This window comes from Ralstonia sp. Ralssp110 (assembly GCF_047325135.1).
In the GTDB taxonomy this organism is placed as follows: domain Bacteria; phylum Pseudomonadota; class Gammaproteobacteria; order Burkholderiales; family Burkholderiaceae; genus Ralstonia; species Ralstonia mojiangensis.
On record NZ_CP168609.1, the window covers coordinates 1,287,803 to 1,300,885 of the forward strand.

Annotated in this window: 10 protein-coding genes and 1 pseudogene; 10 read left to right on the forward strand and 1 reads right to left on the reverse strand. The window is 61.6% G+C overall.

All coding sequences use genetic code 11. From position 1 onward, the window contains the following. From ACEN9T_RS06430 to ACEN9T_RS06455, 6 genes are all read left to right on the forward strand, one after another. Positions 1-1,926, forward strand: coding sequence for a (Fe-S)-binding protein (locus ACEN9T_RS06430; protein ID WP_413705841.1), 1,926 nt, complete (start codon positions 1-3; stop codon positions 1,924-1,926). A 4-nt stretch (positions 1,927-1,930) separates the two neighbouring features. Continuing rightward, positions 1,931-3,109 carry an FAD-binding protein gene (locus ACEN9T_RS06435; protein WP_413705842.1) on the forward strand — a complete coding sequence of 393 codons (1,179 nt, stop codon included), beginning with the start codon at positions 1,931-1,933 and terminating at the stop codon, positions 3,107-3,109. Further along, on the forward strand, positions 3,106-3,891 hold the full coding sequence (locus ACEN9T_RS06440) for an electron transfer flavoprotein subunit beta/FixA family protein (protein WP_413705843.1): 786 nt from the start codon (positions 3,106-3,108) through the stop codon (positions 3,889-3,891). Before ACEN9T_RS06435 ends, ACEN9T_RS06440 begins: the two co-directional genes overlap by 4 nt. Positions 3,892-3,942: 51 nt before the next feature. Further along, positions 3,943-5,187 (forward strand): aromatic ring-hydroxylating oxygenase subunit alpha, encoded by a 1,245-nt coding sequence (locus ACEN9T_RS06445; protein WP_092976963.1) that lies wholly within the window; start codon positions 3,943-3,945, stop codon positions 5,185-5,187. A 21-nt stretch (positions 5,188-5,208) separates the two neighbouring features. Continuing rightward, on the forward strand, positions 5,209-6,357 hold the full coding sequence (locus tag ACEN9T_RS06450; protein ID WP_092976966.1) for a hybrid-cluster NAD(P)-dependent oxidoreductase: 1,149 nt from the start codon (positions 5,209-5,211) through the stop codon (positions 6,355-6,357). A gap of 97 nt (positions 6,358-6,454) precedes the next feature. After that, entirely contained in the window at positions 6,455-7,324 is an 870-nt protein-coding gene (locus ACEN9T_RS06455) for a glycine betaine ABC transporter substrate-binding protein (protein WP_092976969.1), read from the forward strand. 81 nt (positions 7,325-7,405) lie between these two features. Here ACEN9T_RS06455 and purU read toward each other — a convergent pair whose 3' ends face one another. Continuing rightward, the gene (gene purU, locus ACEN9T_RS06460; RefSeq protein WP_092976972.1) at positions 7,406-8,278 is read right to left on the reverse strand and encodes a formyltetrahydrofolate deformylase; all 873 of its coding nucleotides are present in this window, start codon (positions 8,276-8,278) and stop codon (positions 7,406-7,408) included. Between the two features lie 479 nt (positions 8,279-8,757). On the opposite strand from purU, the pseudogene ACEN9T_RS06465 reads away from it, so the two are divergent. From ACEN9T_RS06465 to ACEN9T_RS06480, 4 genes and pseudogenes are all read left to right on the forward strand, one after another. Beyond that, positions 8,758-9,915: pseudogene (locus tag ACEN9T_RS06465) on the forward strand (quaternary amine ABC transporter ATP-binding protein); the annotation flags it as partial. Continuing rightward, the gene (choW, locus tag ACEN9T_RS06470; RefSeq protein WP_092976978.1) at positions 9,908-10,804 is read left to right on the forward strand and encodes a choline ABC transporter permease subunit; all 897 of its coding nucleotides are present in this window, start codon (positions 9,908-9,910) and stop codon (positions 10,802-10,804) included. The pseudogene ACEN9T_RS06465 and the gene choW, both read left to right, overlap by 8 nt. A gap of 117 nt (positions 10,805-10,921) precedes the next feature. Next, complete coding sequence (locus ACEN9T_RS06475; RefSeq protein WP_092976981.1) at positions 10,922-11,926, forward strand: GlxA family transcriptional regulator; 1,005 nt, start codon at positions 10,922-10,924, stop codon at positions 11,924-11,926. A 43-nt stretch (positions 11,927-11,969) separates the two neighbouring features. Then, positions 11,970-13,076 (forward strand): S-(hydroxymethyl)glutathione dehydrogenase/class III alcohol dehydrogenase, encoded by a 1,107-nt coding sequence (locus tag ACEN9T_RS06480; protein WP_260780148.1) that lies wholly within the window; start codon positions 11,970-11,972, stop codon positions 13,074-13,076. Positions 13,077-13,083: the final 7 nt, after the last annotated feature.

Genomic DNA, 13,083 nt, shown 5'->3' on the forward strand with positions numbered 1-13,083 from the left:
ATGAATCCGGCCTTTCTGATTACCGCGCTGCTGTGGCTGTCGGTGGCGGGGCTCGTGTTTGCGGTGGCCAAGCGTGCCTCGTACTGGCGTCTGGGGCGCGCGGCTGCGGGCGATGAGTTCGGCATTGCAAACTTGTTCACGATTCCGAAACGCTACTTTGTCGACCTGCACCACGTGGTGGCGCGTGATCCGTACATCGCCAAGACGCACGTGGCGACCGCGGGCGGCGCGATTGCCGCACTCGCGCTGGTGTTCGTCAACTACGGCTTTGCCATCTATTCGCCGTGGCTCGACAAACTGATCTTCGTCGCAGCGCTGGCGATGCTGATTGGTGTGGTGTTCGTCTGGCGACGTCGTGCAGCGAAGGATGTGCCTGCGCGCCTGTCACGCGGTCCGTGGAATACGCTGCCATGGCTGCTCGGCGCGTTCGCGCTCGGCCTTGTTCTGTTCGTGGTCGTGCCGACGGAGATGATGTCAGGTGCGTTTGCCGTGCTGTGCGCAGTGCTGATCGGCGTCGGTGCGTTCGCGATGACGTTTGGTGCCGCGAAGGGCGGGCCGATGAAGCACGCGATGGCGGGTCTGCTGCATCTGGCCTTCCACCCGCGTCAGGAGCGTTTCGCTGGCACGCCCGAAGCGTTCACCGGCAGCGGAACGGCGACGCCGCCGACCGCGTTGAAGCTGCCCGACATCGAGCACCAGGAATACGGCGTTGCCAAACCGGTCGAGTTCCGCTGGAACCAGCTGCTGAGCTTTGACGCCTGCGTGCAATGCGGCAAGTGTGAAGCGGCTTGCCCCGCGTTCGCCTCCGGCCAGCCATTGAACCCGAAGAAGCTGATCCAGGACCTTGTCGTCGGAATGGCAGGCGGCACCGATGCCGCCTATGCGGGCAGCCCCACGCCAGGTCTCGCGGTCGGCCAGCATCGTGGCGAGCCGAACGGTTCCATCGTGTCTGGGCTGATCGAAGCGCAGACGCTGTGGTCGTGTACAACCTGCCGCGCCTGCGTGCAGGAGTGCCCGATGCTGATCGAACATGTAGACGCGATTGTCGACATGCGGCGCAACCAGACTCTCGTGCATGGCACGGTGCCGGGCAAGGGCGCTGAAGTGCTGGCCAACCTGCGCGAGACCGGCACCATGGGTGGTTATGACACGGCGGCGCGTTACGACTGGGCGGTCGATCTGAATGCGCCCATTGCTCAGGCTCGCAAGCCTGTCGACGTGCTTTTCGTAGCGGGCGAGGGTGCGTTTGAGATGCGCTACCAACGTACCTTGCGCGCGGTCGTCAAGGTGCTGAACAAGGCGGGCGTCGACTACGCCGTCCTCGGCAACGTGGAAACGGACACGGGTGACGTCGCGCGCCGGCTGGGCGATGAAGCAACGTTTCAGAAGATGGCGAGGACGCTGATCGGCACATTGTCGACGCTGTCTTACAAGCAGATCGTCACCGCTGACCCGCACGTCATGCACAGCCTGCGCAACGAATACCGCGCACTCGGGTTGCGTGTGACCGTCAAGCATCACACAACGTACCTGGCGGAGCTTGCAGCCAGCGGAAAGATTGCGCCGAAGGCCGTCGACTCACTGCGCGAGAAGCGCACGACCTATCACGACCCGTGCTACCTCGGGCGCTACAACGGCGAGACAGACGCCCCCCGCAAGCTTCTCAAGACGATCGGCATCCAGGTGGTCGAGATGGAGCGAAACGGCATGCGCGGCCGCTGTTGCGGCGGTGGTGGCGGCGCTCCGTTGACGGACATCCCCGGCAAGCAGCGCATTCCCGATATCCGCATTGCCGATGCGCGTGCCGTCAACGCGGATGTTGTTGCGGTTGCCTGCCCGAACTGCACTGCGATGCTCGAAGGTGTGGTGGGCCCACGCCCAGACGTGCTCGACGTGGCTGAACTGGTTGCTGCTTCGCTGGAGTGAATCGATGAACACGATCAAACGAATCGATCCGCGCCGGCCGTTCATCATCACGGCCGCCGGGCTGAAGCGGATCACACTCGGGGAGATCGGCAGCTCGGATGCCAACGTGGCGCACTGGCCCACGCTCAGCCACGGTGGCACTGCGGCCAAGCCGCGCCGCACGTTGACCGACCCAAAGCATGTGCTGCTCGTCGCGGCGCACAGCGAGCGCGGCGCACTGGACGAGCACGCATGCCAAGCCGTTGCCGCTGCTGCGCTGCTGGCGGATACACACACTGAAGTCGTGCTGGTGGTCTTCGGTGAGCTGAAGGATGACGCGGCGGCGCTTGGTGTCGACAAGCTCGTCGAGCTTGCGGGCTTTGACCGCCGGGTGTTTGCTCCAGAAAGCGAACTGCAGGCGCTGCAGGCGTGCGTTGCCGCATTTGCACCGAAGAACGTATTTCTGCCTGACAACGCGATCGGCGACGGTGACCTCGGCCGCCGCTATGCAGCTTCCGCCGGCGCAAGCATTGGCGCGCACATCGTCGAAATCAACGCGCAGCATGTTGGCGCCTATGCCCACGCCAAGCGGGCGTTCGCAACGCGCTCGCTGCCCGACGTGATCCTGCTCGCACAGAACGCGGTGGATGCGAAGCTGCCGTTCGTGGGCGCCGGCGAGCGGCTGCCCAGCGATTTCATAGACGTTGCGGCCCCTGCAGCGCAACGAACACGCGATCTTGGCCTGGAAGACCTCGACGCTGCGCAGGTGGCGCTGGAGGAAGCGGATTTCATTGTCTCGGCCGGCAATGGCGTATCCGACATTCCATCGTTCGAGCGATTGGCTGATGTGCTGGGCGCCGCGGTTGCAGCGAGTCGGGTCGCGGTCGACAACGGACATTTCAAGCGCGATAAACAGGTAGGCGCCACAGGCAAGACAGTGGACGCGAGCGTCTACATCGCGTTTGGCATTTCCGGCGCCGTGCAGCACTTGCAAGGCATCAAGGATTGCCGCCACGTGATTGCCGTGAATCTTGACGGCAGCGCCCCAATTGCAAAGCGTGCTGACTTGACCGTGGTGGGCGATGCTCAGGCAACGATCGCGGCGCTGATCGAGCAGGTTCAGAGCGCACGCGCAGCCCACGCGGCCCGCGGACAGCCGCCGGCTGCGGTGGGTAACCGTGAACCGGAAGGAGTTGCAGCATGAGCGCCCCGCGACAGTTGAAGCGCATTGCGGTGCTGGTGTCGGTTGGCCGTCATCCGGTCAGCGGCGCCTTGCGTTACAGCCGCAACGATGCGGTTGCTCTTGAGATCGGCCGCCAGCTTGCCGATCGCCATGTTGCACAACTTGACGTCATCCATGCGGGCGATCCGGCAAATCCGGCGCTTGCCGAATATCTCGCGCTCGGCGCACGCGAAGTCGATGTGCTGACTTGCAGTGAGGGGGACGATGCAGCGGCCATGCTCGCGGCGCGGTTGCAGGGCTGCGACCTGGTCCTGACCGGCGTGCGAGCCGAAGGTGCGTACGACACCGGTGTGTTGCCGTATCGCGTTGCCGCATTGCTGGGCTACCCGATTGTTGGCGCGGCCGTCGACATTGCAGTCAATGATGGCCGTGCTGCTGTGCGGCAGTTCCTACCCAAGGGGCTGCGCCGACGCGTCGATACCTCGTTGCCGGCCGTCATTGCAGTGCACCCGTTGGCCAATGCACATCCCCGCTACGCGTACGCGCGGTTACGGGCAGGCGATGTGCGCTGGGCAAGTGTGACGGCCGTTGCAGATGCCGAGGCGTCTGCGTGGACGCTCGGCCCGATCGAGCGCAAGCCGGTCAAGCTCGCGGCGGCGGAGAAGCGTTCCGGCCACGCGCGGATGCTTTCGGCAACCACCACCGAAAGCCGGGGTGGCAACGTCGTAATTGACGGAAGTTCTGTCGAAAAAGCGCAAGTCATCCTGGCTTATTTGCGCGAGCATCAGCTCATCGACTACTGATTTGAACCTGTCGGCAAGAACTAAAGAGACGCAAGGAATCCGGAGCAGACGATGAAGGTATCGGCAGATATTCGCGAGTTGATCGAACGACGCAAAGCAGGCTACAGCCTCGAGGCGCCCTTCTACCATAGTGAAGCGATCTTCGCGCTCGATATGGAGGCGATTTTCCGCCAGCACTGGATCCAGGTGGCGGTTGAACCGGACATGCCAGAGCCGGGCGATTACGTCACGGTAGAGCTGGGCAGCGATTCAATCCTGATCGTGCGCGACGACGACATGCAGATTCGCGCGTTTCACAACGTGTGCCGCCACCGCGGCGCGCGCTTGTGCAACGGAGAGAAAGGCACGGTGGGCAATATCGTATGCCCGTATCACAGCTGGACGTATAACCTCGAAGGCCAGCTCATGTTTGCGGAACACATGGGCGAGAAGTTCGACCGCTGCAAGCACAGTCTGAAATCGGTGCACACGCAGAACCTCGCGGGCCTGATCTTCATCTGCCTGGCAGACAACCCGCCCGATTTTTCTGCAATGCGCGAGGCCATGGAGCCGTATCTGCTGCCGCACGATTTGCCGAACACCAAGATCGCCGCGCAGGTCGACATCATTGAGAAAGGCAACTGGAAGCTGACGCTCGAGAACAATCGCGAGTGCTATCACTGCGTTGCGAACCATCCTGAGCTGACAATCTCGCTGTATGAATACGGCTTCGGCTATCAGCGCTCCGATGCCAACGCCGAAGGCATGGATGCGTTTGTGCAGACCTGCATCGAGCGAGGCAAGGAGTGGGCGGAGATGGGGCTGCCATCGGAAGAGATCGAGCGCCTGCTCGATACCACCGGCTTCCGTACGCAACGCCTGCCGCTTGATCGCAGCGGTGAGTCCCAAACACTGGATGCCAAGGTTGCGTCCAGGAAGCTGCTCGGCGGTTTCAAGCAGGCGGATCTCGGTGGGCTGTCGTTCTGGACGCAGCCGAACTCCTGGAACCACTTCATGAGTGACCATATCGTGGCGTTCTCGGTGATTCCGCTGTCCGCCGGAGAGACCCTGGTGCGCACGAAATGGCTCGTGCACAAGGATGCGGTCGAGGGCGTTGACTATGACGTGAAGAACCTCACCGCCGTGTGGAACGCGACCAACGATCAGGATCGCGCGCTGGTGGAGTATTCCCAGGCGGGTTCAGCAAGCAGTGCGTACGAGCCGGGTCCGTATTCGCCGTACACCGAAGGTCTTGTCGAGAAGTTCGCGGCCTGGTACGTCGCCCGACTCGCCGACCAGATCGCAGAATCGCACTAAGCCTGTAAACGGGAGCAAGACATGATGCGAGATGCGGGCCAATTGGACGTCATGGACAGCCGGGTGACGCAGCTCGCGTTCTGGAGCGCGCTTCCTGAACGCTGGACGAGCGATGCCGAAGAAACGCTGGTGTGCTGCCACGTAAGGCAGGAGACGCACGACGTAAAGAGCTTCTTCTTCCGTTCGCCGATGGGTCGCATGTTCCTGTTCGAGCCAGGTCAGTTCATTACCCTCGAACTCGCCATCGAGGGCGAGACGATCAACCGTTGCTACACGATCTCGTCGTCGCCTGCACGTCCGCATACGATATCGATCACCGTCAAGCGTGTGCCGGGCGGCAAGGTGTCGAACTGGCTGCACGACAATCTGCAGCCTGGCGCTGCAATCCGGGTGCTGGGACCTGCCGGAGAGTTCACCTGCGCGCGGCATCCAGCACGCAAGTACCTGTTTCTCTCTGCCGGCTCCGGCGTGACGCCGCTCATGTCGATGAGCCGCGCGCATCACGATCTTGCCGAAGATCGCGACATCGTATTCGTGCACAGTGCGCGCACGCCCGACGACATCATCTTTGGGCGCGAGCTGGATCTGATCGCATCGAACCACGCGAATTTTCGTACATCGTTCGTGGTCGAGCGCCTTGGTACACGCACCAACTGGCCCGGCATCACGGGTTTTTTGTCACTGCCGCTGCTGAAGCTTGTCGTGCCGGATTTCATGGAACGCGAGATCTTTACCTGCGGCCCTGCCCCGTACATGAAGGCGGTGCGCGGTCTGCTCGACGAAGCCGGGTTTGACCGCACGCACTACCACGAAGAGAGTTTCTCGTTCGAATCATTGGCTGCCGAAGCGGCGCCAGAGGCGACAGTACAGGATGCCGCTCCAGCGGAAAGCCCTGACGCTGACGCACCGCAGTTCAGTGTCAGCTTTGCGAAAACGGGGCGGGAAATCGCCTGTGGCGCGGCGCAGCACGTGTTGGATGCGGCGCGCCAGGCCGGAGTTCGGTTGCCCGCATCGTGTACCCAGGGCATGTGTGGAACGTGCAAGGTCAGGTTGGTATCTGGCCAGGTCGATATGAAGCACAACGGCGGGATCCGCCAGCGCGAGATCGACCAGGGAATGGTGTTGTTGTGCTGCAGCAAACCGCTGTCGGATCTGGTGATCGACAAATAAGAACCGACGTCGCGCCGTGCATTACAACAGGGTCGCGACGCAGGGTCGGTAGTGAATAAACGGAGGCGCTTGTGTGCCAATCAAAGGAGGAATAACCATGAAGTTTCTCGAAAAGCTGGTCTTTGCCAGTGCGGCATCTGTGATGTTGACGTGGAGTGCATTCGCGCTTGGAGCGACCAAGCCCGGCCTGAAGATCGGCTATGTCGAAGGGTGGGACGACAGCGTCGCAACGACGAACGTCGCCGCACGGATCATTGAAAAGAAGCTGGGGTATCCGGTGCAACTGGTGCCGGTGGCGGCGGGTGTCATGTGGCAAGGCGTCGCCCGGGGCGATCTGGACGCTACGCTGTCCGCGTGGTTGCCCGTGACGCAAGGTGCCTACTGGGATCAGTTCAAGACCAAAGTGGTGGATCTCGGGCCGAACTTCACTGATGCGCGAATCGGTCTGATCGTTCCCGAATCCGTGAGCGCAAAGACCATCGAAGACCTGAACGCACAGAAGTCGGCATTCGAAGGTCGCATCGTCGGTATTGACGCTGGTGCGGGCGTGATGCGCAAGGCGGGCGATGCCATCAAGACCTATGGGCTCAACTACTCTCTGATGCCGAGTTCGGGCAGCGCAATGACGGCTGAGCTGGCGCGTTCAATGAACGCAAATAAGCCGATTGTCGTCACAGGGTGGGCCCCGCACTGGATGTTCGCAAAATGGAAGCTGCGTTTCCTTGAAGATCCGAAGAAGGTCTTCGGTGATGCGGAGCACGTCGACAACGTTGTCAATCCGGGGTTGGAAACCAAGGCGAAGCCGGTGGTCACGTTCCTGAAGAAATTTCAGTGGAAGCCGGGTGAGATCGATAGCGTGATGCTGGCAATCCAAAATGGCACGAAGCCGGACGCGGCTGCCGATGCATGGATCGCCGCGCATGCGGATCGTGTGAACGCATGGCTTGAAGGCGCGCAGTCGCAGTAACTGTCCAACCCGGTCTGTCGACCGGCATCGAAGTAGTACCGGCCACCATCGCCCTGCGATCGTGGCCGGTTTCCGTTGGGTCTACTGGAAGACGACGGTTCGATCACCGTTGAGGAACACGCGGCGCTCAATGAACGCCTTGACCGCGCGTGCAAGGGTGAGGCATTCGACATCTCGGCCCACCGCCAGCAATTGCTCGGGGCGGTAGGAATGATCAACCCGCTCGACGACCTGCTCGATGATCGGGCCTTCGTCTAGATCGTCGGTAACGAAGTGCGCGGTCGCGCCGATGAGCTTGACTCCGCGCGCATGCGCCTGATGGTAAGGCTTTGCACCCTTGAAGCCGGGCAAGAAGGAGTGGTGGATGTTGATCGCGCGATTGATCAGTTTCGCGCTCGTCTCTGGCGAAAGCACCTGCATGTAGCGTGCGAGGATCACGAGTTCCGCGCCGCTCGATTCGAACAGGTCGAGCCATTGCGCCTCCTGCTGCGCCTTCGTTTCGGCCGTGATCGGAAAATGGCGGAATGGCAGACCGTGCTGGCGTGCCATTGGCTCGAAGTCGGGGTGGTTCGACGCGATTCCGACGATGTCCATTTTCAGTTCACCCATGCGCCAGCGGAACAGCAGATCGGCCAGGCAATGCTCCAGTTTCGACACCATGATGAGGACTTTCGGACGCGCCTGCGCGTCGTGAATGGCCCATTGCATGCCGAAGGTTTGCGCGATCGGTTCAAACTCTCGCCGCAGTTCGTCAACGTGCAGCATGTGTGCATCCGTCGCATGAAACACGCAGCGCACAAAGAAATGCTGGCTCAGTTCGTCGTCGAAAACGTTCAGCTCGTCGATGTAGCACTGATGGCGCTCGAGCAATCCGACGACGGCGGCCACCTGGCCGGGGCCGCTCGGGCATGACAGCGTCAGAATGAATGATGGTGAACGGGATGGCGCGTTCATGCGATTCCTCTTTCTCGGTTGACTGGGGCGTTTGCAGCGTGCAAACGCCCGCCACGCTGAAAGTAGAGCAGGGCGCCCGGTGCACAGATAGAACCGAACCGCCGAGTGGCTGGTATTGGTTCGCCACGTGAGCGGGGAAGGTGTACTTTGGTTGTGTCGTGGAGCCGCGCGTCGACCATGGCCGCTGGCAGTCGATGTCGCTCCTGGACAAGCCGATGTCATCTATCGGTTTGTCGGGTTTTCAGTGTCGTATTTGAACAAGCACTTGTCGGAAATCGTCGGCAGATGGTGGTCGTTTCTAGCAACTATGTAGGGAAATCGCACCGATAAAGCGGGGATGCAATTCGTCAGATTTACCCTGGCGTTTCGGGAAGGGAAACCAACAGAAATAGGGATGCAGCGCTGGCGCTTTCCAGATGCCAGGGAAGTGCGGGCACGCCATGTGACGTGTAGGTCCAGCAGTACCAGGAGAGGGTTCGATGAATAGTCCCAAGGTCGTAGTCGAAGGTCTGAGCAAGGTGTTTGGAAGCAATCCCCGCCAAGCCCTCGACATGCTCGCTGCCGGGTCAACGAAAGACGAAGTGTTCAGGCGCACCGGTCAGGTCGTCGGCGTGCACGACGTATCGTTTGACGTGAAAGAGGGTGAAATCTTCGTGATGATGGGCCTGTCGGGCTCCGGCAAGTCGACGTTGATCCGCCTTGTGAACCGGCTCGTGGAGCCCACCGCCGGCAAGGTGCTGATCGGCGGCCGCGACGTGGCGGCCGTCAGCCGATCGGAGCTGATCGCGCTGCGGCGCAAAGACATGAGCATGGTGTTCCAGTCGTTCGCGCTGATGCCGCAGCGCACGGTGCTGTCGAACGCCGCATTTGGCCTTGAAGTGGCGGGCGTTGGCCGGGTGGAACGTGAGCGGCGCGCCATGGAGATCCTGGAGCAGGTTGGCCTGGCGGCCTTCGCGCAAAAGCTGCCGCGCGAACTGTCCGGGGGCATGCAGCAACGTGTCGGCCTGGCGCGCGCGCTCACCGTCAATCCTTCCTTGATGATCATGGACGAGGCGTTTTCGGCGCTGGATCCGCTCAAGCGCAAGGAAATGCAGAACGTGCTGCTGCAACTGCAGAAAGACCACCAGCGAACGATCATGTTTGTCTCGCACGATCTGGAAGAAGCGCTGCGCATCGGCAGCCGGATCGCGATCATGGAAGGCGGTCGTCTGGTGCAGGTCGGGACCCCGCAGGAGATCATCACCAGCCCTGCCAACGACTATGTCCGCACGTTCTTCGACGGTATCGACACGAGCCGATACCTGACCGCAGGCGACCTGATGCAGATGGACGCCGTGCCCACGGTTTCAAAGCTTGATGCGGCAAGCATCGCCGCGACGCTGGACGGCAGCATCGACTATGCCTTTGTGCTGGATGCGCAACGCCGGATCCGCGGTTGTGTCACGCGAAGCGCCGCGCCACACATGCAACCCGTCGAGAGCATCCGGTACGACGCGCCGCTTGAGCAGGTCGTGGATCGCGTTGTCGAGAATCCGAATGCGTTGCCCGTTGTCGATCACGACGGTTGCTACTGCGGCTCGGTGAGCCGTGCCCTCATCCTGAAAGCCATTACGCGATCGCGAGGCCACCATGTCTGACACCCTTCCTATCGGCCACTGGGTCGACCAGGCAGTCCACTACCTTCTGGATCACGACGCGGCCGCGTTCGATACGGTCGGCCGTGCCATCGAGGGGCTCGCCGCGCTCATCGAACGTAGCCTTCAGGCCGTGCCGATGGGGTTGATGATGGCGGTCTTCATTGGCATTGGCCTCTGGCGCGTGGGCTGGCGCTTCGCGCTCTTTACAGCGGCGTCGTTCTTCATCATTTCCGCTACGGGGTTCTGGGACCAGACCATCGTCACGCTGGGCCTGACGCTGTCGTCCACCATCATCAGCCTGGCGCTTGGCGTGCCGCTTGGGATCTGGGCGGCGAGAAGCCGGGTCGTTTCAGCTGTCGTGCGTCCGATTCTGGATCTGATGCAGACGATGCCCGCATTCGTCTACCTCATTCCGGCCGCCATGCTGTTCGGCCTGGGCCGTGTGCCGGGCATTCTTTCGACCGTGATCTTTGCCATGCCACCGGCAGTCCGTCTGACGAGCCTCGGTATCCGACAGGTCAACATGGAGCTTGTTGAAGCCGGCCTGGCGTTTGGCTGTACGCCACGGCAACTGTTGTACAAGGTGCAGATTCCGAACGCCCTGCCGTCGATCATGCAAGGCGTGAACCAGACCATCATGATGGCGCTCTCGATGGTCATCATTGCGTCAATGGTGGGCGCCGGCGGCCTCGGCAATGAAGTGCTCGCCAGCATCCAGCGGCTTGATATTGGGCTCGGCTTCGAAAGTGGCCTGTCGGTGGTGCTCCTGGCCATCGTGCTGGACCGCATTACGGAAAGCTTCGGCCGCGCACCCGGTACGGAAAGAGCCCCGCTTTTCACTGGACTGCGACACCTCTTCAGCGCCAAAGCGGCGCCCGTGCAAACCTGAGGGGCTATCTGCCCGTGCGCGAGAGCGGTAGCCAAAACCTTCGCGCTTCCCATCGATATCCGCGGCGTGCCGCTGCGGAGCCCTTCTGAGTGCGTTCATTCGTCAGGAGACAGAGCTATGGCGTCTGTTGCCTCCGCTTTGGTTGAACCGGCTGTCAGCGGTTCCCGATCGATGTCCTCACTCGCGCATTTCGGTTTTCTGACGCTGCCAAACTTCTCGATGATCGCGTTCTCCAGCGCAGTGGAAGTCCTGCGCATGGCGAACTACGTTGGCCGTGCCGAGCAGTACACGTGGTCCATCTATTCACTCGATGGTGCAGCGGTGTCTGCAAGCAACGGCATCGCTTTCCATCCGACTCAGGCTGTCGACCGAGCGAACCTCCCGGATGTGATGATTGTTTGCGGCGGCACACGCATTCGCGACGTCGTTGATCCTTCGTTGCGCGGCTTGCTTGCTTCCATTGCAGAGAGAGGCATTCCTCTTGGCGGCATCTGCACCGGTGCGTATGCGCTGATGTCGAGTCAGTTGCTCGACGGCTACCGCTGTTCCATTCACTGGGAAAACCGGAGTGCGCTGCAGGAAGAGTTTCCGCACGTACAGTTTGCCGATGAGCTGTTCGCGGTCGATCGTGACCGGCTCACGTGCACGGGCGGTACGGCACCCATCGACATGATGCTCAATCTCGTGGGTCTGCGCTTCGGCCAGCGCATGGCCGCGCAGGTTGCTGAACAGTTCATCCTCGAGCGCATCCGCGGCACGACGGATATACAGCCGATACCGGTTGACGTTCGTGTGGGCTTCCTGCGCGCCGAGTTGATCGAAGTGCTGCGATTGATGGAGGCGAATATTGAAGAACCGCTGTCACTTGAGGAGTTGACACGGCTCGTGAATCTATCTCAGCGCCATCTGCAGCGGATGTTCAGGTTCTACCTGAACGTGTCGCCAACGCATTACTACCTGACGCTGCGTCTGAAGCGTGCGCGCGATCTGCTGCGCACGACAAACGCGTCGATCGCGCGCGTGACGTCGGTCTGCGGATTCCACTCGCAATGCCATTTCAGCAAGGCGTATCGGGCCCAGTTTGGCTACGCCCCGAGCCATGAGCGACGAATGCCCGATTGACTATGTGGTTAACCCATTCAGATCAAGAGTAAGGACGTGTTTGATGAAAACCAAAGCCGCCATCGCCTGGAAAGCCGGTGCTCCGCTCACCGTGGAAGAAGTCGACCTGCAAGGCCCGCGCGCCGGTGAGGTGCTCGTCGAGATCAAGGCGACCGGCATCTGCCATACCGATTACTACACGCTCTCGGGCGCCGACCCGGAAGGCATCTTCCCGGCGATCCTCGGCCATGAAGGCGCGGGCGTCGTGCTGGAGGTGGGCGCAGGTGTCACATCGTTGAAGGCCGGCGACCACGTGATTCCGCTTTACACACCGGAATGCCGCCAGTGCAAGTTCTGCCTGTCGCGCAAGACGAACCTGTGCCAGGCCATTCGCGCCACCCAGGGCAAGGGCCTGATGCCGGACGGCACGTCGCGTTTCTCGCTCGACGGCAAGCCGCTGTTCCACTACATGGGCACGTCCACGTTTGCCAATCACATCGTGGTGCCGGAGATTGCACTGGCAAAGATCCGCCCCGATGCGCCGTTCGACAAGGTCTGCTACATCGGCTGCGGCGTTACCACGGGCGTGGGCGCGGTGGTCTACACGGCCAAAGTGGAAGCCGGCGCCAACGTGGTCGTGTTCGGCCTGGGCGGCATCGGGCTGAACGTGATCCAGGGCGCGAAGATGGTGGGTGCAGACAAGATCATCGGCGTGGATCTGAACCCCGCACGTGAAGCCATGGCACGCAAATTCGGCATGACGCACTTCATCAACCCGAATGATGTGGACAACGTGGTCGACCACATCATCCAGCTCACCGACGGCGGCGCGGATTACTCGTTCGAATGCATCGGCAACACGAAGGTCATGCGTCAGGCGCTGGAGTGCTGCCACAAGGGCTGGGGCCAATCGATCATCATCGGCGTGGCCGAGGCGGGCGCGGAGATCAGCACGCGCCCGTTCCAGCTCGTGACGGGTCGTGAGTGGAAGGGTTCCGCCTTCGGTGGCGCACGTGGCCGCACGGACGTGCCGAAGATCGTCGACTGGTACATGGAAGGCAAGCTCAACATCGACGACCTCATCACGCACACGCTGCCGCTGGAGCGCATCAACGAGGGCTTCGAGCTGATGAAGCGCGGTGAGTCGATCCGTTCGGTCGTGCTGTATTGAGGTCGCT

What these genes read in the sequence shown, in the direction of transcription:
- ACEN9T_RS06430 (WP_413705841.1), top strand. Translation starts at nt 1, where the DNA reads ATGAATCCGGCCTTTCTGATTACCGCGCTGCTGTGGCTGTCGGTGGCG.
- ACEN9T_RS06435 (WP_413705842.1), top strand. Translation starts at nt 1,931, where the DNA reads ATGAACACGATCAAACGAATCGATCCGCGCCGGCCGTTCATCATCACG.
- ACEN9T_RS06440 (WP_413705843.1), top strand. Translation starts at nt 3,106, where the DNA reads ATGAGCGCCCCGCGACAGTTGAAGCGCATTGCGGTGCTGGTGTCGGTT.
- ACEN9T_RS06445 (WP_092976963.1), top strand. Translation starts at nt 3,943, where the DNA reads ATGAAGGTATCGGCAGATATTCGCGAGTTGATCGAACGACGCAAAGCA.
- ACEN9T_RS06450 (WP_092976966.1), top strand. Translation starts at nt 5,209, where the DNA reads ATGATGCGAGATGCGGGCCAATTGGACGTCATGGACAGCCGGGTGACG.
- ACEN9T_RS06455 (WP_092976969.1), top strand. Translation starts at nt 6,455, where the DNA reads ATGAAGTTTCTCGAAAAGCTGGTCTTTGCCAGTGCGGCATCTGTGATG.
- purU (WP_092976972.1), bottom strand. Translation starts at nt 8,278, where the DNA reads ATGAACGCGCCATCCCGTTCACCATCATTCATTCTGACGCTGTCATGC.
- choW (WP_092976978.1), top strand. Translation starts at nt 9,908, where the DNA reads ATGTCTGACACCCTTCCTATCGGCCACTGGGTCGACCAGGCAGTCCAC.
- ACEN9T_RS06475 (WP_092976981.1), top strand. Translation starts at nt 10,922, where the DNA reads ATGGCGTCTGTTGCCTCCGCTTTGGTTGAACCGGCTGTCAGCGGTTCC.
- ACEN9T_RS06480 (WP_260780148.1), top strand. Translation starts at nt 11,970, where the DNA reads ATGAAAACCAAAGCCGCCATCGCCTGGAAAGCCGGTGCTCCGCTCACC.